Annotated in this window: 25 protein-coding genes; 18 read left to right on the top strand and 7 right to left on the bottom strand. The window is 63.3% G+C overall.

Annotation, left to right across the window (positions count from 1 at the left end; all coding sequences use genetic code 11):
• The first annotated feature begins 56 nt into the window (after window positions 1-56).
• The 9 genes from DFR37_RS03485 to DFR37_RS03435 all read left to right on the top strand — a co-directional run bounded on the left by DFR37_RS03485 (window position 57) and on the right by DFR37_RS03435 (window position 7502).
• The gene (locus DFR37_RS03485) at window positions 57-407 is read left to right on the top strand and encodes a DUF2958 domain-containing protein (protein WP_031346926.1); all 351 of its coding nucleotides are present in this window, start codon (window positions 57-59) and stop codon (window positions 405-407) included.
• Between the two features lie 308 nt (window positions 408-715).
• Window positions 716-1486: a DUF2285 domain-containing protein gene (locus tag DFR37_RS03480; RefSeq protein ID WP_043566981.1), complete on the top strand. Its 771-nt coding sequence runs from the start codon at window positions 716-718 to the stop codon at window positions 1484-1486.
• An 84-nt stretch (window positions 1487-1570) separates the two neighbouring features.
• Window positions 1571-1852, top strand: a complete 282-nt coding sequence (locus DFR37_RS03475; protein WP_003107109.1) for a helix-turn-helix transcriptional regulator — start codon at window positions 1571-1573, stop codon at window positions 1850-1852.
• A 26-nt stretch (window positions 1853-1878) separates the two neighbouring features.
• Window positions 1879-2736 carry a replication initiator protein A gene (locus DFR37_RS03470; protein ID WP_043566978.1) on the top strand — a complete coding sequence of 286 codons (858 nt, stop codon included), beginning with the start codon at window positions 1879-1881 and terminating at the stop codon, window positions 2734-2736.
• A gap of 289 nt (window positions 2737-3025) precedes the next feature.
• Window positions 3026-3664, top strand: a complete 639-nt coding sequence (gene parA, locus DFR37_RS03460) for a ParA family partition ATPase (protein ID WP_043567046.1) — start codon at window positions 3026-3028, stop codon at window positions 3662-3664.
• Window positions 3661-3933 carry a chromosome partitioning protein ParB gene (locus DFR37_RS03455; RefSeq protein ID WP_113931814.1) on the top strand — a complete coding sequence of 91 codons (273 nt, stop codon included), beginning with the start codon at window positions 3661-3663 and terminating at the stop codon, window positions 3931-3933. Before parA ends, DFR37_RS03455 begins: the two co-directional genes overlap by 4 nt.
• A complete protein-coding gene (locus DFR37_RS03450; RefSeq protein WP_113931813.1) occupies window positions 3930-4463 on the top strand; it encodes a DUF2840 domain-containing protein in 534 nt (177 codons plus the stop codon). The genes DFR37_RS03455 and DFR37_RS03450 overlap by 4 nt, the downstream gene beginning before the upstream one ends.
• Window positions 4460-5056 (top strand): S26 family signal peptidase, encoded by a 597-nt coding sequence (locus DFR37_RS03445; protein WP_113931812.1) that lies wholly within the window; start codon window positions 4460-4462, stop codon window positions 5054-5056. The genes DFR37_RS03450 and DFR37_RS03445 overlap by 4 nt, the downstream gene beginning before the upstream one ends.
• Window positions 5057-5516: 460 nt before the next feature.
• On the top strand, window positions 5517-7502 hold the full coding sequence (locus tag DFR37_RS03435) for a relaxase/mobilization nuclease domain-containing protein (protein ID WP_113931811.1): 1986 nt from the start codon (window positions 5517-5519) through the stop codon (window positions 7500-7502).
• Between the two features lie 28 nt (window positions 7503-7530).
• Here the strand turns inward: DFR37_RS03435 and DFR37_RS03430 are convergent, their stop codons facing one another.
• The 7 genes from DFR37_RS03430 to DFR37_RS03400 form a co-directional block, all read right to left on the bottom strand.
• Window positions 7531-8265: a response regulator gene (locus tag DFR37_RS03430; protein ID WP_113931810.1), complete on the bottom strand. Its 735-nt coding sequence runs from the start codon at window positions 8263-8265 to the stop codon at window positions 7531-7533.
• Complete coding sequence (locus DFR37_RS03425) at window positions 8249-10990, bottom strand: sensor histidine kinase (RefSeq protein ID WP_113931893.1); 2742 nt, start codon at window positions 10988-10990, stop codon at window positions 8249-8251. Before DFR37_RS03425 ends, DFR37_RS03430 begins: the two co-directional genes overlap by 17 nt.
• A gap of 83 nt (window positions 10991-11073) precedes the next feature.
• Window positions 11074-13173 (bottom strand): potassium-transporting ATPase subunit KdpB, encoded by a 2100-nt coding sequence (gene kdpB / locus DFR37_RS03420; protein ID WP_113931809.1) that lies wholly within the window; start codon window positions 13171-13173, stop codon window positions 11074-11076.
• A gap of 14 nt (window positions 13174-13187) precedes the next feature.
• Entirely contained in the window at window positions 13188-13862 is a 675-nt protein-coding gene (gene kdpC, locus DFR37_RS03415) for a K(+)-transporting ATPase subunit C (protein WP_113931808.1), read from the bottom strand.
• Window positions 13863-13871: 9 nt separating this feature from the next.
• Window positions 13872-15575, bottom strand: a complete 1704-nt coding sequence (gene kdpA / locus DFR37_RS03410) for a potassium-transporting ATPase subunit KdpA (protein WP_113931807.1) — start codon at window positions 15573-15575, stop codon at window positions 13872-13874.
• A gap of 130 nt (window positions 15576-15705) precedes the next feature.
• Window positions 15706-15786: a K(+)-transporting ATPase subunit F gene (gene kdpF, locus DFR37_RS03405; RefSeq protein ID WP_113931806.1), complete on the bottom strand. Its 81-nt coding sequence runs from the start codon at window positions 15784-15786 to the stop codon at window positions 15706-15708.
• A 48-nt stretch (window positions 15787-15834) separates the two neighbouring features.
• Complete coding sequence (locus DFR37_RS03400; RefSeq protein ID WP_242341666.1) at window positions 15835-16611, bottom strand: TorF family putative porin; 777 nt, start codon at window positions 16609-16611, stop codon at window positions 15835-15837.
• A 405-nt stretch (window positions 16612-17016) separates the two neighbouring features.
• On the opposite strand from DFR37_RS03400, the gene DFR37_RS03395 reads away from it, so the two are divergent.
• The 9 genes from DFR37_RS03395 to trbJ all read left to right on the top strand — a co-directional run bounded on the left by DFR37_RS03395 (window position 17017) and on the right by trbJ (window position 25842).
• On the top strand, window positions 17017-17961 hold the full coding sequence (locus tag DFR37_RS03395; RefSeq protein ID WP_113931805.1) for a LysR family transcriptional regulator: 945 nt from the start codon (window positions 17017-17019) through the stop codon (window positions 17959-17961).
• A complete protein-coding gene (locus tag DFR37_RS03390) occupies window positions 17958-18236 on the top strand; it encodes an EexN family lipoprotein (protein ID WP_113931804.1) in 279 nt (92 codons plus the stop codon). Before DFR37_RS03395 ends, DFR37_RS03390 begins: the two co-directional genes overlap by 4 nt.
• 237 nt (window positions 18237-18473) lie before the next feature.
• Window positions 18474-20480: a conjugal transfer protein TraG gene (locus DFR37_RS03385; RefSeq protein ID WP_113931803.1), complete on the top strand. Its 2007-nt coding sequence runs from the start codon at window positions 18474-18476 to the stop codon at window positions 20478-20480.
• On the top strand, window positions 20477-20941 hold the full coding sequence (locus DFR37_RS03380) for a ribbon-helix-helix protein, CopG family (protein ID WP_092700971.1): 465 nt from the start codon (window positions 20477-20479) through the stop codon (window positions 20939-20941). Before DFR37_RS03385 ends, DFR37_RS03380 begins: the two co-directional genes overlap by 4 nt.
• On the top strand, window positions 20938-21990 hold the full coding sequence (gene trbB, locus DFR37_RS03375; RefSeq protein WP_113931802.1) for a P-type conjugative transfer ATPase TrbB: 1053 nt from the start codon (window positions 20938-20940) through the stop codon (window positions 21988-21990). The genes DFR37_RS03380 and trbB overlap by 4 nt, the downstream gene beginning before the upstream one ends.
• A complete protein-coding gene (locus DFR37_RS03370) occupies window positions 21987-22382 on the top strand; it encodes a TrbC/VirB2 family type IV secretion system protein (RefSeq protein ID WP_035481269.1) in 396 nt (131 codons plus the stop codon). Before trbB ends, DFR37_RS03370 begins: the two co-directional genes overlap by 4 nt.
• Window positions 22379-22651 (top strand): VirB3 family type IV secretion system protein, encoded by a 273-nt coding sequence (locus DFR37_RS03365; RefSeq protein ID WP_033453500.1) that lies wholly within the window; start codon window positions 22379-22381, stop codon window positions 22649-22651. The genes DFR37_RS03370 and DFR37_RS03365 overlap by 4 nt, the downstream gene beginning before the upstream one ends.
• 12 nt (window positions 22652-22663) lie before the next feature.
• Window positions 22664-25117, top strand: coding sequence for a conjugal transfer protein TrbE (gene trbE / locus DFR37_RS03360; RefSeq protein ID WP_113931801.1), 2454 nt, complete (start codon window positions 22664-22666; stop codon window positions 25115-25117).
• On the top strand, window positions 25114-25842 hold the full coding sequence (gene trbJ / locus DFR37_RS03355) for a P-type conjugative transfer protein TrbJ (protein WP_113931800.1): 729 nt from the start codon (window positions 25114-25116) through the stop codon (window positions 25840-25842). Before trbE ends, trbJ begins: the two co-directional genes overlap by 4 nt.
• The last annotated feature ends 1 nt before the right edge of the window (window position 25843 follow it).

The raw sequence follows: 25843 nt of genomic DNA, 5'->3' as shown, positions 1-25843 counted from the left end.
TGCGCTTCGACGTGAAACCGCATTCGTGCATCATTGGATTTGTGGGATTGCCGACCATGCCCCAGCCATTCGCCACCGCCCCGGAGCGCGCGCAATTGCTCGCCAACGGCGAGGCCCGCGCCGCTGGCCGGGCCATCGACCCGGTGCCCGTGGTGCGGCTGTTCACCCCGGACGCGCACGTGACCTGGCTGCTGGCCGCACTCGATCCGGCCGATGGCGACACGGCCTGGGGCCTCATCGACCTGGGGATCGGGATGCCGGCACAGGGCACCGTCAAGCTGTCCGAGCTGGCCGGCATCGTTGGGCCGCGCCAGCAGCCCGTGATGCGCGACCTCTATTTCCGTCCCACGCGCACGCTGTCGGAGTACACCCGCGCGGCCGAGCGTGACGGAGCCATCCCGGACTGAACACAGCCCACTGTGACTTTTTCAGTCTGATGTCATGCCGGGCAGGTCTCAATCGGCATTCTTGCAGCGTAGCCCCACCAGTCTGATCCAAATAGACATGATGGCTGGCGCGGGCTGCGGCAGGCTGGCCTGTGCAGCACTCCAACTCGGGGCGCTGCCGCCGCAGCATTGAGACGAATACCGCAACGCATCGGAGCCAATCGGTCTTGACAACCCGATCCATCTTTTTGACCCATAACCTTTTGACGATGGCGATGTAGCGCGTAGTTCTTCCGTGGCGGCGAGTCCTGTTCGCAGGAGGAGGCGTCATGGTCGATCACAGCGCCGAGCCTTGGTATCCGACTGCCGCGTATCTGTACGTGCTGCATCTGGACGGCCTTGCGCTTGCCTGGGAATACCTGCGCCGGCATCCCGACTACCGGCTCGACTGGCTGCGCCGTCATCGTCGGCCACAAGCAGCCCAGCAGGCGGCGCATCACTGGGGCTTGCGCCTGCTGGAAGACCCGGCACTGGATGCGCGTGACGCGCATCCGGCCTGGCTGCCTGGTCATGCCGCCGTGGTGCAGCTCTACCCCGATGCCGATCCGCCGCTGGACGCGGCGACGTTCGCGTTCTGGCGTATCCCCGGCCACAAGCAACTGCTGCATGACGGCAAAGGGCTGGCGCTAATCGCGCGCAGCCCAGGCCACTGCCTGCGCTGCGCGCTCGCGGCCGGCCTGGAGGACGGCATGGCTGTCGCCTATGCCTATCGCGGCGGCGCTGCCGCGCCTGCACGCGGACAGGTGCCCGGCGCCGCTCTGGCCGATGCCAAACCCAGGCCAACACCTACCGCGCTGCTGGAACTGCACAGCTTGCAGGCGCTCGACGCGACCCTGGCGGGCGCGTCCTTGCGTGAAGTCGCGGAAGGACTGTTCGGCGTGGATGCCGCAGCCGATTGGTACAGCGATGGCGGGCTGCGCTCCAAGGTGCGCCGCCTGGTGCGTCGCGGCGATGCGCTGATGCGCGGCGGCTACCGCCACCTAGCACAGCTTCCGCCGCTTGAGAAGGGTCGTTTTGAAGACCAAGAAAAACGACCCTGAGCAGGAGAGCTTCGTTTTCTGAGACTGCCTCCATCCCGGTTGCGCTGGTGCAGCCGGCGTTTTCAACCGATGGAGGTTCACACCATGCGTCCCGCTCCCTTGCGGCCTGCCGCCACTGTCTCGACCGCTGCTGCGCAGCCCCAACGCTATCTCACCAACGACGAAGCCGCCGAGTACCTCCGCCTGTCGCCGCGCACGCTGGAAAAGCAGCGCGTGATCGGCGGCGGCCCGCGCTTTCGCAAGTTCGGCCGTCGCGTCATGTACGCCGTGGCCGACCTCGATGCCTGGGCTGCCGACCGCAGTTTCGAGACGACTTCCGATCCCGAATACGCCGAGCACCACTCGGCCGACAGTCGTGCGCGCTGATCGGCGGCGCGCGGCAGGCCATCGCCATGTCCAGCACTGCGCTGCCGCCCCGGCAGCGGCCGTTGCAGGAGCGCGAACAGCTCGACCTGTTCCGCGCCTTGCCCGGCGACATGGCGCCGCGCGACAGCCAGGACTTGATGGCCTATCCGTTCTTCTCGCTCGGCAAGTCCAAGCGGGTCAGGCCCATCGACTTCCGTGCGGGCAACGTGACGATCCGCGTGGAGGGAACAGCCGAGCACGGCATCGCCACGATTTGGGATGCGGACGTGCTGATATGGGCGGCCTCGCAGATCGTGGAAGCGAAGGACGCGGGCCTGCGGCCGTCGCGGCTGATGCGCGCCACGCCTTACGAGATCCTGCGCTACATCGGGCGCGGCAAGTCGCTGCGCGACTACCAGCGCCTCAAGGCCGCGCTCGACCGGCTGCAATCGACTACGGTGGCCACGTCCATCCGCGAGACGACCGGGCGGCGCCTGCACCGTTTCTCGTGGATCAACGAATGGAAGGAACTGGCCGATGCTCGCGGCACGCCGCTGGGCATCGAGCTGATCCTGCCGGACTGGTTCTATGCGGGCGTGCTCGACGCCGCCTTGGTGCTGACCATCGACCCGGCGTACTTCCGGCTGACCGGCGGCATCGAGCGGTGGCTGTACCGCCTGGTGCGCAAGCACGGCGGCAAGCAAGCATACGGCTGGCAGTTCGACTTTCGCTACCTGCACCAGAAATCCGGCAGCACTGCGAAGCCCTACGACTTCGCCTGCGACCTGCGCGCGCTGGTCGCGCGGCAGTCGCTGCCCGGCTACGTCCTGGGCATCGAGCGGATGCCGGACAGCGGCATGGAGCTGCTGACGTTCCGACCCGTGCCGCATACGGCACGGGGATAACTCCGGGAAAACTTGTGAATGGTGTCGTGCTATCAGGCGTGCGGGGTATCGTGCTATCAGGCGTGGGACTATCGTGCTATCAGGCGTGCCGATCGGCCGCAAACCCGCGCCAGCATTGGGTTTCGCGCCCCTCTAACTTCCCTAACTTAAATTCTCTAACTTTTAGTAGGGAAACGCCGCTGCGGTGGATAACCACCACGCGGCCACAAACGGCAGGCAATACCAGCCGGCAGCCGACAGGTTTTGCAGACCGATCAAAGCAAGGCTTTCCAGCATGGAGGGCCTCGTCATGATCGTCGCTCTGCTCAACCAGAAAGGCGGCGTGGGCAAGACCACGCTCGCCACGCACATCGCCGGCGAGCTTGCGATGCGCGGCCAGCACGTCGTCCTGCTGGACGCCGACCCGCAGGGTTCATCGCTGGACTGGACGCAACGCAGAAGCCAGCAGGGTTTGCCAAGGTTGTTCAGCGCCGTGGGCCTGGCACGCGAAACGCTGCATCAGGAAGCACCAGAGCTCGCCAGGCGGGCCGATCACGTCGTCATCGACGGCCCGCCACGCATCGCGGCACTGGCGCGCTCCGCGCTACTGGCGGCCGAGCGCGTGCTGATCCCCGTGCAACCCAGCCCCTACGACCTGTGGGCCAGCGCCGAGATGGTGGCGCTGATCCGCGAAGCGCAGGTGTTTCGGCCTGCGCTGCGTGCGGCCTTCATCATCAATCGGCGCATCAGTACCACCGTCATCGGGCGCGAAGCGCGCCAGGCTCTGGCCGACCAACCGCTTCCTGCGCTGCGCTCTGAAGTGCATCAACGCATCGTGTTCGCCGACAGCGTGGCCGCTGGCCGGCTTGCACGCGAGACGGCGCCGGACAGCGCCGCCGCGCGGGAAATCACCGCCCTGGTGGACGAACTGCTGCGGTGGCCGATATGACAGCGAAGCCGCCGATACGCGCAAAGCGCGTCGGCATCGGCGCGCGTCCGCCCGCGAATCCGCACGCCGAGGCGTGGATTCGCCAAGGCGACGCCGATGCGCTGGGCAAGGGCGACCTCTACACCGCCCGCCTGACCCTCGACATCACGCCCGCGCTGCGCGCGCGCATCAAGGTGTCGGCCTTCACGCAGGGCGTGACCGTGGCCGATCTGCTGCGCGGCCTGCTGGAGCGTGAGTTTCCAGAGCATCGCAGGGAGAACGCACCATGACCGCATCCGCTTCGCCTGCCGCTGGCGCGGCCACGGCTGCGCTCGAAGCACCTTCCGGCCAGCCTGCCAGCGCGCCGCTGACGCGCGTGGCACTGGCCTACATCGAACCGCGCTTCAAGCTCTACCTGCGCTTCGGTGAACCTGCGCGCACGCACCAGCTCGACCGCTGGCGGCGCTGCGCGGTGTTCCAGCCGGGCGCTATGTTCTGCCGCATCCGCTGGCAGGCCAACGACTACGGCACGATTCGCTGGCAGCTCATGGTGATGCAGGCTTGCACGCCGCTCGATGCGGCGCAGCGCATTTCCGGCGTGCAGCCGGGCGCGCGCCTGCTGCTGCACGCCGAGGGCGAGAATCAGGTGCGCGCCGTGCTGGAGCGCATCGACGCCATCGAGGCGCTGGGCATCGCGCCTATCGGTGCCTCGCCCGTGTACTGGCGCACGCTCGCCAACCGGCTCGCTGCGCGCTTGCCGCTGCCCGAATACACCGCCGAGCGGCACGCCGCATGGCTCATCGGGAGGGCGCTGCCATGACCGCCGTTTCGACTGCCGGCACCGCGCCGCGTCCTCGCTCGCCCCGCGCACGTTTGCGCGCTCGCATCGTGCTGGCGGGCCTGTCCGCTTGCGGCCTCGCTGCGCTGGCCTGGGCGTCCTTCGTGCATCCGCTGCCGCGCCTGATCTACAACCCGTCCGACAGCGTGGCGGTCGGCTGGTATCGCGTCGATCCGCTGGGCCACGGCACCGGCTCGCTGCCACGTCCTTTGTCTGTGGACAGCATCGTCCTGACCACGCTGCCGCCAGATGCCGCTGCGCTGGCCGCGCAGCGCGGCTACCTGCCGGCGCGCGTGCCCCTGCTCAAGCGCGTGGGCGCCGTCGCGCCGCAGGAGGTGTGTATCACTGACCGCGTTGTCCGCATCGACGGCGTGCCTTCGGCCGCCGTGCTGCCTGCTGACCGCTGGGGTCGGTCGCTGCCATCCTGGCAGCAATGCCGCCGCCTCGAACCTGGCGAACTGTTCCTCTTGAGTGTGACCAACCCGGCGTCGTTCGACAGCCGGTATTTCGGGCCGGTCAGCGCATCCGCCGTGATCGGCGTCGCGCATCCGGTCTGGCTGGAATCCCGCCCATGAAGGCCGTCGATTCGCTGCACGTCGCCGTGCATCTCATCGTGCCATCGGGCGTGTCGTTCTGCTGTTCGTCGCCGTGTCGTCGCGCGTGCAGTGCGGGTGCCAATCCTACGCATTGGGCACCGCACTTCGCGTTGCCTTCGGCGCAGCCGTCCAACGTGCAGGCGTCTTGCCTCGAACGCGCCCGGCCTGCGGCCGTGTCCGCGTTCGCCGGCGCGCTGGCTGCTCGCGCAGCAGCGCCGCCGGGCCGCCGCTGCCCGGAGCGCCAGCGAGGGGCAAAGGCGGAAGGCAAGACAAAAGGACGCGGCACCGGGCCGCGTCAAAAGCCAGTCTGCACATGGGGGTTGCGCGGCACGCAGCGGCTTCGCCGCCGTGCCGCTTGTGGCGCGAAGCCGGCGCCGATGCGGGCATGTCTGCGTGCTTCGCACGACCGGACACGCCGGAGCTTGCAGGGAACGCAGCCATGACCGACCGCCGCGACGACGATTTCCGCATCCGCCCCAGCGCCCCGAAGAATCGGGGCCAGGGCTTCGTCTCCAAGGTGCTCAAGCAGGCAGGCAAGGCCAGCAGCGGCAAGTCCGCTGTGCGCCGTCCTGGCACTGCCAGCGGCACCGGGAGGGGCACCGGCCAGCGGCCCGGCTCGCGCCTGGGGCGCGGCCACACGGCGGCGCGCTTCGCCGGGGCGAAGCTGACGCCCATGTCTCGGCGTGTGACCATCAAGACGCTGTTGGTCAACCAGCGCCAGGCCAGCCCGCAGTCGCTTGCCAAGCACCTGCGCTACATCGAGCGCGACGGTGTGGGCCGCGATGGCGAGCCGGGCCAAGCCTACGGGCCGCAGACCGATGCCGCCGACCTCGACGCCTTCAAGGAACGCTGCGCCGACGACCGGCACCATTTCCGCTTCATCCTCGCCCCCGAGGACGGCGCGGAACTGGAAGACCTGCGCACCTACACGCGCCACCTCATGGGCCGCATGAAGGCCGACCTGGGCACCGGCCTCGATTGGGTGGCGGTCAACCACTGGAACACCGACAACCCGCACACGCACATCGTCGTGCGCGGACGTGACGACACGGGCAAAGACCTCATCATCGCGGGCGACTACATCGCCGACGGCCTCCGCCACCGGGCCGCCGAACTGGCGACCGAATGGCTGGGGCCGCGCACCGAGCTGGAGATCCAGCAGACCTTGCAGCGCGAGGTGGAGCAAGAGCGGTGGACGAGCCTGGATCGCACCTTGAAGCGCGAGGCCGGCGACGATGGCCTGGTGCATGTCGAACGGCTCAACGAACCCCGCTTGCAGCGCCAACGCCTGCTGCTGATCGGCCGCCTGCAACGCTTGCAGCGCATGGGCCTGGCCGACGAGACGCAGCCGGGCACCTGGGCCGTTCATGCCGATGCAGAGAAGACCCTGCGCGCCCTGGGCGAGCGTGGCGACATCATCCGCACGATGCAGCGGGCAATGAGTGGGCAGCCGCGAGAACTGGTGGTGTTCGAGCCGGGCGACGATGGCCGAACTATCCTCGGGCGCGTGGCCGCGAAGGGGCTGGCCGACGAGCTGCGCGACCGGGGCTATCTGGTCATCGACGGGGTGGACGGCAAGGCGCACTACGTCGCGCTCAATGCCCGCGACGAGCTGGCGAACTACCCGACCGGGGCCGTGGTGGAGGTGAAGGGATCGGCCGACGTGCGCGCGGCCGACAGGAACATCGCCGCGCTGGCGAGCAATGGCCTGTACCGTACCGACCATCACTTGGCCGTGGCACAGGGCCAGGCCGTGCCGGGCCGCGACCCGCAGGAGGTTGTGGCGGCCCACGTTCGCCGGCTTGAAGCCCTGCGCCGGGCCGGCATCGTGGAGCGCGTGACCGAGGGGCTATGGAAGGTGCCGGGCGATCTGCCCGAGCAAGGCCGCCAGTACGACGCGCAGCGCCTGGGCGGCGTGGCCGTGGAACTGAAATCGCACCTGCCCATCGAGCGGCAGGCCCGCGTGATCGGGTCCACCTGGCTCGACCAGCAGTTGATCGGCGGCGGCTCGGGCCTGGGCGATCTGGGCTTTGGTGGCGACGCCAAGCAGGCCATGCAACAGCGCGCCGACTTTCTGGTCGAGCAGGGGCTGGCCGAGCGGCGCGGGCAGCGCGTGATCCTGGCGCGCAACCTGCTGGGCACGCTGCGCAACCGGGAGTTGGCACAGGTCGCCAAGGACATTACGGCCGAAACGGGCCTGGAGCATCGCCCCGTGGCCGACGGACAGCGCGTGGCTGGCATCTACCGGCGCTCCGTCATGCTTGCCAGCGGGCGCTATGCGATGCTCGATGACGGCATGGGGTTCAGCCTGGTGCCCTGGAAGCCGGTGATCGAGCAGCGGTTAGGGCAGCAGATTGCAGCGACAGTGCGCAGCGGCAGGGCGACTTGGGAAGTTGGTCGGCAACGCGGGCAATCAATCGGCTAACCACTTGCTACCGATCACAGTATTCAGTTCAAGCCGTTTGTCGTTCCTTGGCGATGAATCTCAGTCCAACCCCAGGTTCAGTCACGATATAACGGGGTGCGGAAGCATCGTCTCCAAGTTTGTGACGCAACTTGCCGACAAGAATGCGTAAGTAGTGAGCATCTTCGTCGTGCGTCGGTCCCCACAGTTCCCTTAAAATTTGCGTTTGCGTGATCAACCGTCCTGGTTGGAGAGCCAATAGAGACAGTAGAGAAAACTCCTTACGACTTAAAGTGACGATCTGGCCATGAACCGTCACTTCCCGGTTTACCAGATCTATGCTGACAGTCCCATCGTCATAGACTGGACCTTCCTCCAGACCAGATCCTACGGTTCGCAGGAATGCGCGAATACGCGCCATGAGTTCCTCGACACCGAATGGTTTGGTCACGTAATCGTTAGCGCCCGCATCTAACAAGGCTACCTTTTCCTCCTCGCCGGACCGCACCGTCAACACTATGACAGGCACGCGTGACCACTGCCGAAGCTCTTTGAGAACTTCCTTTCCGTCCTTGTCCGGCAGCCCCAGATCAAGAACGACGAGATCCGCCCCCTTACTGGCTAGCAGCGTTAGTCCCTCGCGTCCCGTTCCTGCCAACAGGGTGGCATAGCCCTGCGAACGCAAACTGATGTCGATGAACTTGCGAATCTGCGGTTCATCATCGATTACAAGAATCCTGGCAGCCGGCGCGCTCGCAGTCGATTCATTAGGTCGTCCCATCATCTTCTTTCGCCTCTTGCTTGGCATATTCGCCCCACGGCAAGGTCAGACGGATCGTGGTTCCCTTGCCTTCCCGTCCGGGCAGTGCCTGGACGCTGCCCATATGGGCGCCCACGATGCCTTGGACTATCGTCAATCCCAGACCAGTCCCTTGCTTGCCCCGGTCGCCACGCTCCACGCTGTAGAACATATCGAAGATGCGTCGTCGTTCGTCTTCTGGAATGCCGGGACCACGGTCCGAGACGTCTACTTGCAATTGACCATCTTCATTGCGCTGGACCTTCACGTGGATGGGAACTTCCAGAGGGGAGAACTTTGCCGCGTTTTCCATCACGTTGAACAAAGCCTGCTCGATTAGGGCGGGATGGACATGAATCGGCGGCAGCCCCGAGGGAATGTCGAGCTCCAGGCGGATATTCGGCTCGTACCGTTGCAGACGCCTTGACGCCGACCCCACTAATTCGTCTATACCGATCCAGTCGCGCGTCAACGTCAGGCCCTGCTGCCCAAGTCGCGTCATGTCGAGCAGGTTCTGAATGTAGCGATCCAGGCGTTCGCCCTCAATATGAATGGTTTCCAGCAAACTCTGCTGATCCTCCGTTCCCATGTTCTTGCCGTACCGCGCCAGACTGTCGGCCGCCCCTATCATCGATGACAAGGGCGAGCGCAGATCGTGCGACACGGATGACAACAACGCGGACCGCAGACGCTCCGTTTCTCCCGTGACCCGCGCCTCCTCCAATTGTGATACCAACCGCGTGCGTAGCGCCGCCTGACCAATGTCTTCCACCATGCTTTCTGCGAGGCGGCGCTGCTCAAACGATAGACGACCCATATCCGACCGGAACCTTAGTCCGGCCACGCCTAGCGCGTCTTTGTCCGAACGCACTGGGAGGAACAGCCAACTGGAACTACTCAAGGTGTCTGTGTAACGCCCGCTCATTTGTCCGTGTTGTTGCGTCCAGTCCGCCGCCATCAAATCTTTATCGGTAAGCGGGGTTGTGGCTGCGGTAGGCCCCGATTCCCCGTTGATGCGTATCCATGCTTCGGCATGAAGGGTCGATCTTAGTATCGAGGCGCCTGACGCAATAACCTGTCCAAGATCGGCTGCCTTGGCAAGTTGGCGTCCCAATTTCTGCATTGCTGTAGCGTGAGTGTTGGCGGCTCGCAGTGCCACTACTTGTCTGCGTAGTTGCGAAGCCAAGCGCCCCGCGATCAGTGCTGCTGCGAGAAACAGCATTACGGTTGCGACGCCCCGAGGGGCGCTGATCAGAAAGGTAAGCTTTGGCTCGATAAAGAAGAAATCATAGGCCAAGAAGCAGAGAACTGCAGTGATAACTGCTGACGCCATGCGAGTGCGTGACGCGACCAGCACAACGGCGACGAGAAAGATCAGCGACAGATCCTGTAATCCTAGAACTCGTTCAGCCAAGGCTGCTGAACCTATGGCGGCAGCGCTGGCCAGAAGAATCAGCGAGACTTCCCGTTTCGTAATTCGGCTGCTGGCCGTGTCCGTCCAATATATCGTCTGCTGCCGCGCCTGCGGTGTGCTGACAATCGTCAGTTCGTAGCGAGCGCCGCGCTGAAGCAGTTGCTGCGTCAATGTACGGTTGAACATTCGGGCGAAAGGACGCTCGCGTGTGCGACCGATCACAATGGATCTTGCGCCGCGCGCTTCCGCAGCGTCCAGCAATGCCTGCGTGACGTCGGTGTTGTTCATCACCTCCGTCTCCCCGCCAAGATTGCGCGCTAGCGCAAAAGCCTTGTCGATCTCCATCAAACGTTGCTGCTCAGCACGCGCGTTCCTTCTGAGCCATGAGATCGGCTGGGCGATGCTGCCTACTTGCTGTGTCGCGTCGGCAGACCTTCCTGTGTCTACGGTGACCACTGACCATGGCGAGCCACGTCGCTCGGCCATTCTGGAACCCGCTCTCACGAGATATTCGGATTGTCCCCGGCCATCAATGGCGATCAGCACATGGTGTTGGATGGGACTGCCTGCCAGCCCGCGTGCGGCACGCTTTTCGCGAAGGTCGACATCGACGTGCTCCGCCACCGTTTGCATTGCAAGCTCACGCAAGGCGGTGAGATTGGACGGTGAGAAGAACGCCTGTAGCGCTCTCGCAGCCTGTTCGGGAATATAGACTTTCCCATCGTTCAGACGTTCTATCAGTTCGCGCGCAGGCAAATCGACCAGACGAATGTCACGCAAACGCTCAAAAATAGTGTCAGGAACAGTCTCGCTTACTCGAATACCTGTAATCTGGTGCACAACGTCGTTCACACTCTCCAGATGCTGGATATTGACCGTCGTGTAAACGTCGATACCGGCGTTGAGCAATTCCTCCACATCCTGCCAGCGCCGCTCATGACGGCTTCCAGGGGCATTGCGATGGGCCAGCTCATCTACTAAGGCAATTGCCGGCTTGCGTGCTAGCAAGCCATCCAGGTCCATTTCCTCCAGTTGCCGCCCTCGATACTCAATTGTTTTGCGAGGCAGCAGTGGGAGCCCCTCGACCAGAGCCCGGGTCTCGCCACGGCCATGGGTTTCGACGATACCAATAACGACATCCACCCCTTGGCGGTGCAGTTCTCGCGCACGTGCCAGCATGGCGTAGGTCTTGCCAACGCCAGGCGCAGCACCCAGAAATACCGTCAACCGCCCGGCAGATTCTCGCTTGAGTTCACCCAGTATGGCGTCGGATTTTATGGGTTGGGTCGCTCCCATAAGGCGGTCCTCGTAACTCGGTAACGTCCTAGAGTTTTGGGCAACGTTTTTAGCGTTGCCCAATTATTCCATAGGATTAAATTTCAGAAGAATGGGGTCAGTAGAATGTCTATCAGCTTGATTCCAATGAACGGCGCGATGAGGCCACCGACCCCGTAGATCAGTAGATTGCGCCTGAGCAGGTGGGATGCAGGTTCGGACCGATATTTCACGCCACGTAGGGCAAGCGGTATCAAGGCGACGATGATCAGCGCATTGAAGATCACCGCGGATAGAATCGCCGAGCTGGGACTGTGCAAGCCCATCACGTTCAATGCTCCCAATGCCGGATAAGTGGCGACGAACGCGGCCGGAATGATCGCGAAGTACTTCGCCAGGTCATTCGCTACACTGAACGTGGTCAATGCCCCTCGCGTCATGATCATCTGCTTGCCCACCTCGACGACACGCAGAAGCTTGGTGGGATTGCTGTCCAGATCCACCATGTTGCCCGCTTCTTTCGCGGCTTGAGTGCCGCTGTTCATGGCCACTGCCACGTCAGCCTGTGCAAGGGCGGGTGCGTCGTTGGTGCCGTCTCCCGTCATCGCCACCAAGCGGCCTTCGGCCTGGTATTTGCGGATCAGGCTGAGCTTGTCTTCAGGCGTCGCTTCTGCAAGAAAGTCGTCCACTCCAGCATCAGCGGCAATCGAGGCAGCGGTAAGCCTGTTGTCACCCGTGATCATGACCGTCTTGATGCCCATGGAACGCAGCTGGGCGAAGCGCTCCTTGATTCCATGCTTGATGATGTCCTTGAGTTCAACCACACCGATGACGCGGGGGCCGTCAGCCACAACCAGGGGGGTGCTGCCGCGCCGAGAAATTTCCTCGACTGTCAGATTGACGGCCTCAGGGAACGTCCCACCGGCATGCTCCACATAGGCACGAATCGCCGATGCAGCCCCTTTGCGCAGTTGCCGATTATCGATGTCGATGCCACTCATGCGTGTCATCGCACTGAATGCAATGGGCTGCGCACCATCCAGTGTCCGAGGCTTGACATTGAAGCTGCGCTTGGCCAGCGTCACGATGGAACGGCCTTCCGGCGTTTCGTCGGCCAGCGAAGCCAGGTAGGCAGCGTCGGCAACAGCCTGCTCCGAGAGGCCTGGAGCGGGTACAAACCTGACGGCTTCACGGTTGCCTAGGGTGATTGTGCCAGTCTTGTCGAGCAGGAGCACGTCAACGTCACCAGCAGCTTCGATCGCACGGCCGGAGGTCGCCAGAACATTGGCGTTCATCATCCGGCTCATGCCGGCGATGCCGACCGCCGATAGCAGCGCGCCGATGGTGGTCGGGATCAGGCACACGAGCAAGGCAATGAGGACCGTGATGCTCACCGGCTGCCCTGCGCCATTGACCTGTACGCCGAACATGGAGAACGGCAACAGGGTCACGCACACCAGCAGGAAGATCAGCGTCAGGGCGACCAACAGGATGTTCAGCGCAAGCTCGTTAGGTGTCTTGCCTCGCTTGGCACCCTCAACCATGGCGATCATGCGGTCAAGGAACGCCTCACCAGGCTTCGCTGTGACGCGCATGATGATCCAGTCTGAGAGCACGCGGGTTCCGCCGGTAACTGAGCTGAGATCGCCCCCAGCCTCGCGGATCACCGGGGCCGACTCCCCTGTGATGGCTGACTCATCGACGGAGGCAACCCCAACCAGTACCTCACCGTCCGCTGGGATGGTTTCTCCGGCGTTGACGTGGACGTAAGCACCCACGGCCAATTCGTCGCTGGGGACGGGCCAGCTCGTACCGTCTAGCTTAGGTTCCTTGAGCACACGGGCAACCACTCGCCGCCGAGAGGCGCGCAGCGCTTGAGCATGCGCTTTGCCGCGGCCCTCGGCCAATGCCTCGGCTGCGTTGGCGAAGAGCACGGTGAACCAGAGCCAGGCAGCCACTGCAAAGATGAAGCCCGCCGGGGCGTCGCCATCTCCTCGCACAGCCTGAATCCCCAGAACCGTTGCCACGATGCTGCCGATATACACGACAAACATCACTGGGTTCTTCATCTGCACCCTTGGAGACAGCTTACGGAACGCTTCACCAATAATCGAGGACCATGGCAGGGCGCCGGGCTGAGGGTTTGGCGGCTTACCAGATGGGCCGGTGCTATTAGTAGACGTGATGACTTTTGTTTGGGACATAAAAACTCCCAGCTTTATTGAGTGACTGGCCGGGCCTTGAAGGCCTCGTCCAGTGCAAGGTTGAGTTCCAGCACATTGACGCGGGGTTCGCCAAGAACGCCGAGCTGACGTTGCGCTGTGTTCTGTTCCAGCACCGACAGCACATCCTTCTCAGGCACATTGCGCGCCTTTGCCACCCGGGGCACTTGCAGCCGGGCGTTCGCTAACGAAATGTGCGGGTCAAGGCCGGAGGCAGATGCGGTCACCGCATCGACCGGTACCTTCGCGTCAGCTGCCAGACCGTTTTCCTCCCGGTAGGCTTTGGTGCGCTCTGCCACGGCGTCGAGCAGTTTCTTGCTCAGCGCCCCCTGGTTGCTCGCGCCGCTGTTGGCAGCGTTGTACGGCTGGTCGATCGAATTGGCTGGATCGTTCGGGTCAGTGCCGGAGGTGGCACTGGGGCGGCCATGGAAATACTGAGGCTGCGTGAAAAGCTGGCCAATGACACGCGAGCCGACGGCCTGTCCGTTGCGAGTAATCAAACTGCCTTGCGCCTGATCGCTAAAGAGCAGTTGGGCCACACCAGTAGTGGCCAGTGGATACACCAGTCCGGTCACGATCATGAAGAGCACGGCAGAAACAAGCACCGGGCGGGTGACACCGCTGAATGCCGATGTCACAGCCGGGCTGACTTGTGTTTGAATTTCAGTCATAGCTACTCCTTAGAAGGTCTGGCCCGTGAGCAACAGTAAGTGCTCCACGATGGGACCCAGAGCGAGAGCGGGCAGGAAAGTCAGTCCGCCGACGATGAGGACGATGAAAACCAGCAGCCCCGTGAACAGGGGCGTGGCTGTCGAGAGCGTTCCTGCGCTGGCCGGAATGCTGTTCTTGGCTGCCATTACTCCAGCGACCGCGAGCATGGGCAGCAGCGTGAAGTAGCGGCCCACGAGCATGGCCAGGCCGATGGTCGTATTGAAGAAAGGCGTATTGGCATTCAGGCCCGCAAACGCAGAGCCGTTGTTCGCCGTGCCTGACGTATACGCATACAGGACTTCACTGAAGCCGTGTGGCCCGAGGTTGGCCAAGCTTTCCATGGTGGCCGGGACCAGGCATGCGATGGCCGTGAATCCGAGGATGCTCAACGGATGGGCGAGCACGGCGATCATCACGTACTTCATCTCCCGTGCCTCGACTTTCTTGCCAAGAAACTCAGGAGTGCGGCCGATCATCATGCCCACAAGGAACACCGTGAGGATGGCGTAAGTGACCAGATTGATCAGACCCACGCCATCACCACCGAATACGTTGTTGAGCATCATCTGCGCCAACGGAACGAAACCGCCCATCGGGGTGTAGGAGTCGTGCATCGAGTCCACCGAGCCGGTGGTTGCGGCTGTGGTTACTGCTGCAAACATGCTGCTTTGAGCCACGCCAAAGCGCAGTTCCTTGCCTTCCATGTTGCCGCCACCCTGCAGAGCGCTTTGCGTCTGATCCACGCCCAGGGGCGTCAACATCGGATTGCCGCTATGCTCCGCGTTGTAGATCAACGCAAGAAAGCCTACGAACATCACAACGAAGGCGCCAAAGAAGGCCCAGCCTTGCCTGCGGCGCATGATCATCGAGCCGAACGTGTAAGTCAGCGCAGATGGGATCAGCAGCATGCTGAGCATGTGCAGCGTGTTGGTCAGCGGCGTCGGATTCTCGAACGGATGTGCGGCATTCATGCCGAAAAAGCCACCGCCGTTGGTGCCGATGTGCTTGATCGTCTCGAAGCTCGCGACCGGCCCCATGATGATCTGCTGCTTGGCTCCTTCGAGCGTGGCGACAACTGCGTCGGCACTCAGCGTTTGCGGCATGCCTTGCCAGACATAAACCAGTGCCATCACGAAGCACAGTGGCAGCAGGAGCCGATAGAGCACACGAGTGAAATCCACCCAGTAGTTACCGATGTCGCCGGTGGACCTGCGGCTCAGGCCCCGGATGAACCCCCCTGCGGCAGCCACGCCCGTTGTTGCGCTAACGGACATCAAGAAGGTGATGACCGCCATTTGTGAGAAGTTGGACAGGCTGCTTTCGCCTGAATAGGCTTGCCAGTTGGTGTTGGTGATGAAAGAAGCCGCAGTATTGAATGCCAGATCAGGCGTTTGAGACGCCCTCTCCAGCGCATCGCCAGGCAAATACTGCTGCACGCGCAGCAGAACGTAGCCAAGGAGCATCATGGTGGCGTTGCTCAGGACGAGCACCATCCCGTAGCGTTTCCATGACATCTTCTCCGACGGGTCAACGCCAAGAACTCGATAGGTACCACGCTCCAGAAAACTATGCGCAGGACTTGTGAAAAGACGTGCCATCCATTTCCCGAGCACCACGACCAGGCCGGTCATGATCACAAGGATGATGGCGAATTGGACAATGTCGACAGTCATCTTGGACTCCGATCAAATTTTTTCGAGGCCAACGATGAACCCCGCCGTGATTACGAAAAATCCGCAAGCCAATGCCAAAAACAAGAAATCACCCATAAATGCACCTCGATTGATTTGAATAATTTTGTGATCAGAATTTTTCAGGCCTAATCAGTGCGTAAAGCAAATATGCAAATAATCCGAACGATATCAATCCGATAATCAAATTCATGATCCACCTTTATTGAGAATTGCCAGGCTGCTGGCAAGTTAATGATTTCTAGAAAGAGGCTTGCAGAGCGAACTCAACACGAGAGCCCGCCATACTGGGAAACATTCTTTTTGCGGCGGAGTCCGTCCCGTGCAGCGTCAGCCTTGCCTCGAATGGGGCTTGAAATCCCCACACCACGCCCAGGGAGCCGTGGGTGTAGCTATCCGCGTAGGCGCTGTCCAGGAAGTAGCGCGCTAGCGTGCCCTCGAAACGCCATTTTTCATTGACGGGGTATCGCACGCCGATGAGCGCATAGGTACCAGTTGTCTTGCTGGCCATCGCGTTCGTGGAGCGCCCCACCGACAGCCAGTAGTTGTCGCGCCAAGTAAGCGCCGCGTTGACTTCGTTCCAGTTGGGGGAGCCTTGTGTACCGGGGTATTGATAGCGCAGGTAATACGCATCAAGCGCCCAGTCTTCTGCCAGCTTGCCGCTCCAGCCCAGAGCGATATCGAATTCGCTACTGGCATTGTTATCTGGCTTGAACTTGACGTTGGAACCCCAGGCCGAAGCATAGAAGCCGGAGTCGTGGGCGTACTTGACTCCTGCTTGAACCGCTGGCTTCTCACGTGTCTGTGAAGAGCCGCGCCACACGTAGTCCGACGTCAATGCAACATTGCCGGAGACTTGCGCTTGAACGCTGGTTGCCGCCCCAAGCAGCAGCACGCTGATCGCAGCAACGACCTTTCTAATCGCCTGAATTTTTTCGAAATGCATGATTTTTCTCGCGAACGAATAGCGAAATGCCCATGCAACCAAGTATTCACTGAAGGCGCGTAAATTTTCCATTCATGAACAATCTCCACGCATAAATTCTACGTAAATTATGAGGATCTTCGCTGTCGCACACGAGTTTAGTGAAGTCGGTCAAGCGCCTCGACGTTCGCGTACGCGCGCGGCGGCTGTGATCGTAAATTTATGTTGAATTTACGACGAGCGGAGTCTGCTTGAGGTATGGTTTTCAGGCCTCCGGCGTAAGAGTATTCAATCAAATACAAGACGCTATCCTCATTGACACTGTTGTGGTTGGATTCGTCTCCTTTTTGCGCACTGCAAAAATGAGCTGCATGGCTTGCAAGTCGACTTAAAGAATCGCTACCGAGCTGAAATTTTCAAATATGCGCCAATCTTCTTAAAGCTGCATATATGGGTGATTGATTTGACCGAAAATGAAACGTCAGCGAGATAGAAAGAATGGAGTTACGCCACCTTCGATACTTTCTCGCAGTTGCAGAGGAGCTTCGCTTTGTTCGTGCTGCCGAGCGACTGCACATCGAGCAATCACCGTTGTCGCGCGCAATCAAGGAGCTTGAGGAGGAGTTGGGTGTCCTGCTATTTGCGCGCACCACGCGCAGCACGCAATTGACCCGTTCTGGCAAGTTGTTCTTGGAGCATGTGCGCCGTGTATTCACCGCCTTGGAGCAAGCACGGGATAGCGTGCGAGCGGCAGCTAACGGCTTTCACGGACAATTGCGCGTAGCATTATCGGACGGCATTACACCGTCGCGCTTGCCGGCATTGCTGGCGCAATGCCGGCAGGAAGAACCCGAAGTGGAACTCAGATTCTTCGAGATTCCACTGTCGCAGCAGATCAAGGGACTGCATGACGACTCGTACGACGTGGGATTTGCGCAGTCCGACGAGGTAGGCGATGGCATCTTCGCTCTACCTGTCTGGAGCGATCCGCTCATGGTTGCGGTGCCAGCTCGGCATCCACTGCTGGCCCACAAGCGGATTCCTCTGGACGAACTGCTGCGCTATCCGCTTGTCCTGTGTGACCCACAAATCTGTGAAGGCCATGCCAAGCATGTCGAGCGAGTATTGCGCCGTACCGAAATGGAGCCGCTGATCGCGGAACGAGTGGCATCCGCCGACCTGATGATGGCGCTGGTGGCGGCAGGCTTTGCGCTTGGGCTGGCAGGTGCGGCGCGCATTGCTGCCAGCCGTGAACCTGGCGTAGTGGCCCGGCCTCTGGCGTCGCGCGTACCGCCGCTGACCACTTATTTGCTGTATCCCGAAAGTGAGCCGCTGGAAGTGCTAGAACGATTTATTGGGCGCGTACAGGCGATCGAATCCCTGGAATCTCCCAGGCCTATGCGAGGCCGCTGTTCTGACATATCGGAGGAACCCGCATCATGAGGAAGATACTTCCGCTTTTACTGGCTGCCGCGTTGACTGCTTGCGGCCCGTCTGAGATGCCTCAGAAGGCCGACACCTCGGAAGCGAATATCCCGACGGTGGAAGAACTGGCGGCCAATCCCGAGCGGCTCAAAGAGCTGCGCCAGCAATGCAAGACCGACCGACCGAAGCTGGGCGACTTGCTGTGCAACCGGGTGACCGAGGCCACGCGCAAGCGATTCTATGGCGACGGCGAAACGCCGTACACACCACCGAAGGAACCTCCTAAGTTCTGATCGTTGGCGGTTCGCCGAATCGCCTTAATTTTTTTTGCTCGATACGCCGCAATGCGCCTGCGCTTGCGGCGTTTTTCGTTGGCTCGCCGTCGCACTCATTCTGTCTTTTTGCTCGACTTTTCTGCCGAAAACGGTCTTTGACCGGCACTGACCCGGCACCGATCCTGACGCCTGCGGCACGCCTTTGTGTCGCTCTTTCCATGAGGAATCAGCTCAGGAGAAATCGGAGGCCAGGCCATGCAAGGGACGAACGTGCTGTTCGGTCAGATCGCCGTCGTATTCGGCATCGTGATCGCCGGCGTGTGGGGCGCCACACAATGGACAGCAGCCGCCCTTGGCTATCAAGTACGCCTTGGCTCGCCCTGGTTCGACTTCCTTGGCACGTCGATCTACCACCCCTGGAAGCTGTTTGAGTGGTGGTTCTTCTTCGGGGCCTATGCACCGGAAGTATTCGACACCGGCGGCGCCATCGCCGGCGCCAGCGGCATGGTCGCCGTGGGCGTTGCCATCGCCATGTCGGTCTGGCGCTCGCGCCAAGCTCGCCTCGTCACCACCTACGGCTCTGCGCGCTGGGCCAACGCGCAGGACATTCACAAGGCGGGCCTCACGCAACCGGCCGGCGTGTTCCTCGGCCAGCACGACCGCCAGTACCTGCGGCATGAAGGCCCGGAACACGTCCTGACCTTCGCGCCTACGCGCTCGGGCAAGGGCGTCGGCCTTGTGGTGCCGACGCTGCTTTCCTGGCCCGCATCCGCCGTCATCCACGACATCAAAGGCGAGAACTGGCAGATCACCGCAGGCTGGCGCTCACGTTTCTCGCATTGCCTGCTGTTCAACCCGACCGATGCAAAGTCGGCGGCCTACAACCCGCTGCTGGAGGTGCGGCGAGGCGCGCATGAGGTGCGCGACGTGCAGAACATCGCCGACATTCTGGTCGATCCCGAAGGCGCGCTGGAGAAGCGCAACCATTGGGAAAAGACTTCGCACGCGCTGCTGGTCGGGGCCATCCTGCATGTGCTCTACGCAGGCGAAGACAAGACGCTGCGCGGCGTCGCCAACTTTCTGTCCGACCCGGCCCGCCCGTTCGAGCTGACCTTACACCGGATGATGACCACGCCGCACCTCGGCGATGGGCCGCATCCGGTCGTCGCATCGGCGGCGCGTGAAGTCCTCAACAAGAGCGACAACGAACGCTCGGGCGTTCTGTCCACGGCCATGTCGTTCCTCGGCCTGTACCGCGACCCGACCGTGGCCGAAGTCACCTCGCGCTGCGACTGGCGCATCGCTGACCTGATCGCGGCCGAGCATCCGGTATCGCTGTATCTGGTGGTGCCGCCTTCGGACATATCGCGGACGAAACCGCTCATTCGCCTGATTCTCAACCAGATCGGGCGGCGCCTCACCGAATCGCTCGATGGCTCCGATGGGATCGAGCGCCGCCACAAGCTGCTGCTGATGCTCGATGAGTTCCCTGCGCTGGGGCGCCTGGACTTCTTCGAGACGGCGCTGGCCTTCATGGCGGGCTACGGCATCCGCAGCTTCCTCATCGCGCAGTCGCTCAACCAGATCGACAAGGCGTATGGGCAAAACCACTCCATCCTCGACAACTGCCATGTGCGCGTGACGTTCGCCACGAACGACGAGCGCACCGCCAAACGGATCTCCGAGACGCTGGGCACGGCCACCGAGCTGCGCGCCCAGCGCAACTACGCGGGCCATCGGCTCGCGCCGTGGCTGGGGCACCTGATGGTGTCGCGCCAGGAAACCGCGCGCCCGCTGCTGACGCCGGGCGAAGTCATGCAGCTTCCGCCTGAGGAGGCCGTGGTGATGGTGTCCAGCGTGGCGCCGATCAAGGCGAAGAAGCTGCGCTACTACGCGGACGCTAATTTCAAGCGTCGCGTGCTGCCACCGCCCGCGCTGGCGGATGGGCAGTACGCCGACGCGCCGCCATCGCGGCCCGACGACTGGAGCGGGCTGGCGATTCCTGCCGTGCCCGCCACACCGGCCACGGCATCCGCCGATGGCCTGGAGAACTTGGGAGCAGCCGACGACGGCGGCCCGCGCCGTCAGCCCGAACTCTCCGAAACCGTCGCCTACGACCCCGAGCTGGCCGCGCCTGTGGCCGACCTCGGCCTGCTGGACGACGACGACCTGCCGCTTCCCCTTCCTCGCCAGCTTGATCCGGCCATGCAGCGCACGGCCCGGCTGGCTTCCCTCGACCCCAACGACGGCATCGAGCTATGACCCAGCACCGTTTGAATCTCTTCATTCAGCCCGAGCACGCCAAGCGGCTGGACGAACTGGCCGCCAAGAAAGGCGTGTCCAAGTCGTCCATTGTCGCAGCGGCGCTCGCATCGTGGCTGTCGCCCGATGCAGCCGACCAGCGCGAGGCGGCCATCGCCAAACGCCTTGATCGCCTGTCGCGCCAGGCGGAGCGCATGGAACGTGACCAGAACATCGCCATCGAGACGCTGGCACTGTTCATTCGCTACTACCTCACGGTCAGCACGCCAGTCCCCGAAGCGCACCAAGAGGCCGCTCGCGCCCAGGGGAAGGCGCGCTTCGAGCAGTTCGTTGAACAGTTGGGCCGCCACCTGCTGCGCGGGCGCAGCCTGGTGCGCGACGTGGTGGAGGAGCTGCATCCCGACCCGATGCGGATGGAGGACGCGGCGGCAGCCGCGCAAGCGCGGGAGCGTGCGTCATGAGCGCCGCTCCGCAGTCCATGAGCGCCACGTCGCTCGACCGCCGCATCCAGATGTTGCGCACGGCGATGGGGCCGCTGATCGCCACCGCGCTCGAAGACCCGGACGTGGTGGAGGTGATGCTGAATCCCGATCGCACCCTTTGGGTGGATCGGCTGTCCAGCGGGCGCGCACCGATGGGCGTGGAGCTGTCCGAAGCGGACGGCGAGCGAATCATCCGCCTCGTGGCCGCCCACGTCGGCGCGGAGGTGCATCGCGGCCAACCACTGCTGTCGGCCGAGTTGCCCGAAACGGGCGAACGCTTCGAGGGCATCTTGCCGCCCGCCTCACCGGGGCCGGCCTTCGCGTTGCGCAAGCGCGCCATCGGCGTGATCCCGCTGGAGCGATACGTCATCGACGGCATGATGACCAGCGCCCAGGCGGGCTTTCTCGTTCGCGCGGTGCGCGAGCGGCAGAACGTCTTGATCGCCGGCGCCACCAGCAGCGGCAAGACCACGCTCGCCAATGCCTTGCTCGCGGAGATCGCCGCCACCGGCGACCGCGTGCTGGTGCTCGAAGACACGGTGGAGCTGCAATGCGCGGCTCGCGACCACGTACCGCTGCGCACGCGCGCAGGCGTGGTGTCCATGACGGAGCTGGTGCGTTCGTCCATGCGCCTGCGCCCGGATCGTGTCGTCGTCGGCGAGGTGCGCGGCGCCGAGGCACTGGATCTCATCAAGGTGTGGGGCACGGGCCACCCCGGCGGCATCGCCACGATCCATGCCGGCTCCGCGCTCGGCGCGCTGCTGCGCCTGGAGCAACTGATTCTCGAAGTGGCGGTGAACCCGCCGCGTGCGCTGATCGCCGAGGCGGTCAACGTGGTGATCCACATCGCCGGGCGCGGGCGCAAGCGCCGCATCGAGAGCATTGCCCGCGTCGTCGGCTTCGACGGCGTGGGCTACCAACTGGCGGATGCCCTGGAAACGCCGTTCCCCGAGCTGCTGCCGATCCCCGATGCCGCACCTGCTGCGGCGACATCCCTGTCCCCTGACTCTCTTGGAGAACTGCCATGACACACGCCCATGCTTTCCGTGTTTCCGTAAATCCGCCTTCCCACCTGGCCGAGCTGTCCGGCTTCGCGCGGTTGCGCAGTCTGGCCCGCCCTGCGGCGCAAGGGCTGCTGCTGGCCGCGCTGCTGCTGTTCCTGGCCGGAACCGCGCAGGCCGCCGGTTCCTCGATGCCGTGGGAAGGCCCGCTGCAATCCATCCTTGAATCCATCCAGGGGCCGGTGGCGCGCATCGTCGCGGTCATCATCATCATCGCCACCGGCCTCGCGCTCGCCTTCGGCGACACGTCGGGCGGATTCCGCAAGCTGATCCAGATCGTGTTCGGTCTGACTATCGCATTCGCGGCTTCGAGCTTCTTCCTGTCGTTCTTCAGCTTCTCCGGCGGGGCCGTCGTATGAGTGCCCCGGATACCTTCGCAGCCGGCTTCGAGGTGCCGCTGCATCGCTCGCTGACCGAGCCGATCCTACTGGGCGGCGCACCACGAACGGTCGCCATTGCGAACGGCACGCTGGCCGCCGCTGTCGGGCTGGGCCTGCAACTGTGGATTCCGGGTGTGGTGCTCTGGATCGTCGGCCATTCGCTGGCGGTGTGGGGAGCGCGCGTCGATCCGCAGTTCATGGCCGTGTTCGCCCGGCACATCAAGCACCGCCCGCTGCTGGACGTGTGAGGGGACGCCGCCATGCTGAACCTTGCCGAATACCGCCAGCGCCCGGCCTTGCTCGCCGACTGGCTGCCGTGGGCCGGATTGGTTGCGCCGGGCGTCGTCTTGAACAAGGACGGCAGTTTCCAGCGCACGGCCCGGTTTCGTGGGCCCGACCTCGACAGCGCGACGCAAGGCGAGCTGATCGCCACGTCGGCGCGATTGAACAACGCATTGCGCCGCATGGGTTCGGGCTGGGCGCTGTTCATCGAAGCCGAGCGCCGGCTTGCCGCCGACTATCCGCACTCGGAGTTCCCAGAAGCCTTGTCATGGCTGGTGGACGAGGAACGCCGCGCCACCTTTGAGGACTCGGGCAACCACTTCGAGAGCGGCTATCACCTGACGCTGGTGTACCTACCGCCCGAGGAGTCGCGCGCCCGAGCGGCGGGGATGCTGTACGAGAACCGGCCCACCGAAGGCGTGGATTGGCGCGGCCGGCTCGATGCCTTCGTGGCGGAGACCGATCGCGTCTTCGACCTGCTCGATGGCGTGATGCCGGAAATCGCCTGGCTCGATGACAGCCAGACGCTGACCTACCTGCACGCCACCATCTCGACGCGGCGCTATTCGCTGGCGGTGCCCGAAGTGCCGTTCCATATCGACGCGCTGCTGACCGACTGCGCGCTGGTCGGTGGACTGGCACCCATGCTGGGCGATCAGCACCTGCGCGTGGTGTCGGTGCGGGGCTTCCCGACTTCCACTTGGCCGGGGATTCTCGATGACCTCAACCGCCTCGGCTTTGCCTATCGCTGGAGTACGCGCTTCCTGTGCCTGGACAAAGCCGAGGCGGAAAAAGAACTTGCCCGCCTGCGCCGCCAGTGGTTTGCAAAAAGGAAGAACGTCATCGCGCTGCTGCGCGAAACCATCTTCCAGCAGGAGACGCCGCTGGTGGACACGGATGCCAGCAACAAGGCCGCCGATGCGGATGCCGCATTGCAGGAGCTGGGCAGCGATCAGGTTTCTTTCGGCTACCTCACCGCCACGGTGACGGTGCTCGATGCCGACCCGGCCGCAGCCGACGAGAAGCTGCGCATGGTGGAGCGCGTCATCCAGGGCCGGGGCTTCGTGACCATCCCCGAAACTCTCAATTCGGTGGAGGCATGGCTGTCCTCGCTCCCCGGCAATGCTTACGCCAGTGTGCGCCAGCCCATCGTCTCGACTCTGAACCTGGCGCACATGATGCCAGTGTCGGCAGTATGGGCCGGGCCTGAACGCAATGCCCACCTCGACGGCCCGCCGTTGATCGTCACGCGCACCGAAGGCGCCACGCCGTTCCGGCTGGTGACGCACATCGGCGACGTAGGCCACACGCTGGTGGCCGGCCCGACCGGCATGGGCAAGTCGGTCTTGCTCGCCACGCTGGCGATGCAGTTCCGCCGCTATCGCGGCTCGCGCATCTTCGCGCTCGATATGGGCCGCTCGATGCGCGCCACCATTCTCGGCCTGGGCGGCGAGCATTACGACCTTGGCACGGATGGCGAAATCGCCTTCCAACCCTTGGCCCGCATCGACCGCGAGAGCTACCGCACCTGGGCGGCCGAATGGATCGAGGGCCGCTTGCTGCACGAAGGCGTCGCAGTCGGCCCCGACGAGAAGGCCGCTATTTGGTCGGCGCTGGGAAGCCTCGCAGGCGCGCCGGTGGAGCAGCGCACGATGACGGGGCTTTCCGTGCTGCTGCAATCGAACGCGCTGCGCCAAGCGCTCGCGCCCTATGTGCTAGGCGGCGCGCACGGCAAGCTGCTGGACGCCGACCATGACCGATTGGGCATGGCCGACGTGCAGTGCTTCGAGATGGAGGAGCTGATGCACAGCAAGGCCGCCGTCATGGCCGTGCTGCATTACCTCTTTGCGCGCTTCGACGAACGCTTTGATGGCGCTCCCACGCTGCTGATCCTCGATGAAGCGTGGCTGTTCCTCGATGACCCAGTGTTTGCCGCGCGCATCCGCCAGTGGCTCAAGACGCTGCGCAAGAAGAACGTCAGCGTCATCTTCGCCACGCAGTCGCTGGCCGACATCAAGGATTCGAGCATCGCGCCCGCGATCATCGAAAGCTGCGCTAGCCGCATCTTCCTGCCAAACCCTCAGGCTACCGAGCCGCAGATTCGCACGATCTACCAGGGCTTCGGCCTCAACAACCGGCAGATCGAAATTGTCGCCACCGCGCAGCCCAAACGCGACTACTACTACCAGTCCCGCCTCGGCAATCGCGTGTTCGACCTCGACCTGGGGCCGGCGACGCTGGCGTTTGCGGGCGCTTCTACGCCGCAAGACCAGCGCGACATAGACCGCGTGCTGCTGGACGCCGGCGTGCCCGGCTTCGCGGGCGCCTGGCTGCGCCATCGCGGCCTCGATTGGGCGGCCGACCTGCTGCCCACGTTCCCCGGCCTCGCGCCGGGTTCCCTCGCTGACCAACCCCTGGAGAACCTGCCATGAAAAAAAAGCGTTTTGTCGCCGCCGCCATCGCGGCCATGCTTTGCACCGCCACCGCCCATGCGCAATGGGTCGTGGTCGATCCCACGAACCTCGTGCAGAACACGCTGACCGCGATCCGCACGCTGGAGCAGATTAACAACCAGATCCAGCAGCTTCAGAACGAAGCGCAGATGCTGATGAACCAGGCGCGCAACCTCGCCAGCCTGCCGTCCAGCGTGGTGAACCAGTTGCGCGCCAACCTGGCGACGACCGAGCGGCTGATCGCCCAGGCCCGAGGCTTGGCCTATGACGTGACGAATCTGGATCGGGAGTTCGCGCGCCTGTATCCCGAGCAGTACGCCGCCACCGTCAGCGGCGACCAGATGTACCGCGACGCGCAGGAGCGTTGGCGGAACACGCTCAACGGCTTGCAGACCACGATGCAGATGCAGGCGCAGGTGTCGCAGAACCTGGGCGAAGACGAAAGCGTGCTGGCCGATCTTGTGGGCAAGAGCCAGTCGGCCGAAGGCGCGCTGCAGGCGATGCAGGCCATGAACCAGTTGCTGGCCTTGCAGGCCAAGCAGTCGATCCAGTCGCAGCGGCTTCAGATCACGCAAGACCGGGCCACTTCGCTGGAGCTGGCGCGGCAGGCGGCGGCCACGGAGCGCGCCCGCGAAGTGCGGCGGCGTTTCCTGGGCGAAGGCACGCCGTACACGCCGCAGCGCGTGGATTTCTACGGTAACTGAC

The organism is Eoetvoesiella caeni (assembly GCF_003315175.1).
Taxonomy (GTDB): domain Bacteria; phylum Pseudomonadota; class Gammaproteobacteria; order Burkholderiales; family Burkholderiaceae_B; genus Eoetvoesia; species Eoetvoesia caeni.
The sequence above is the reverse complement of the archived record's forward strand: the minus strand, read 5'-3'. Positions and strand labels throughout refer to the sequence as shown.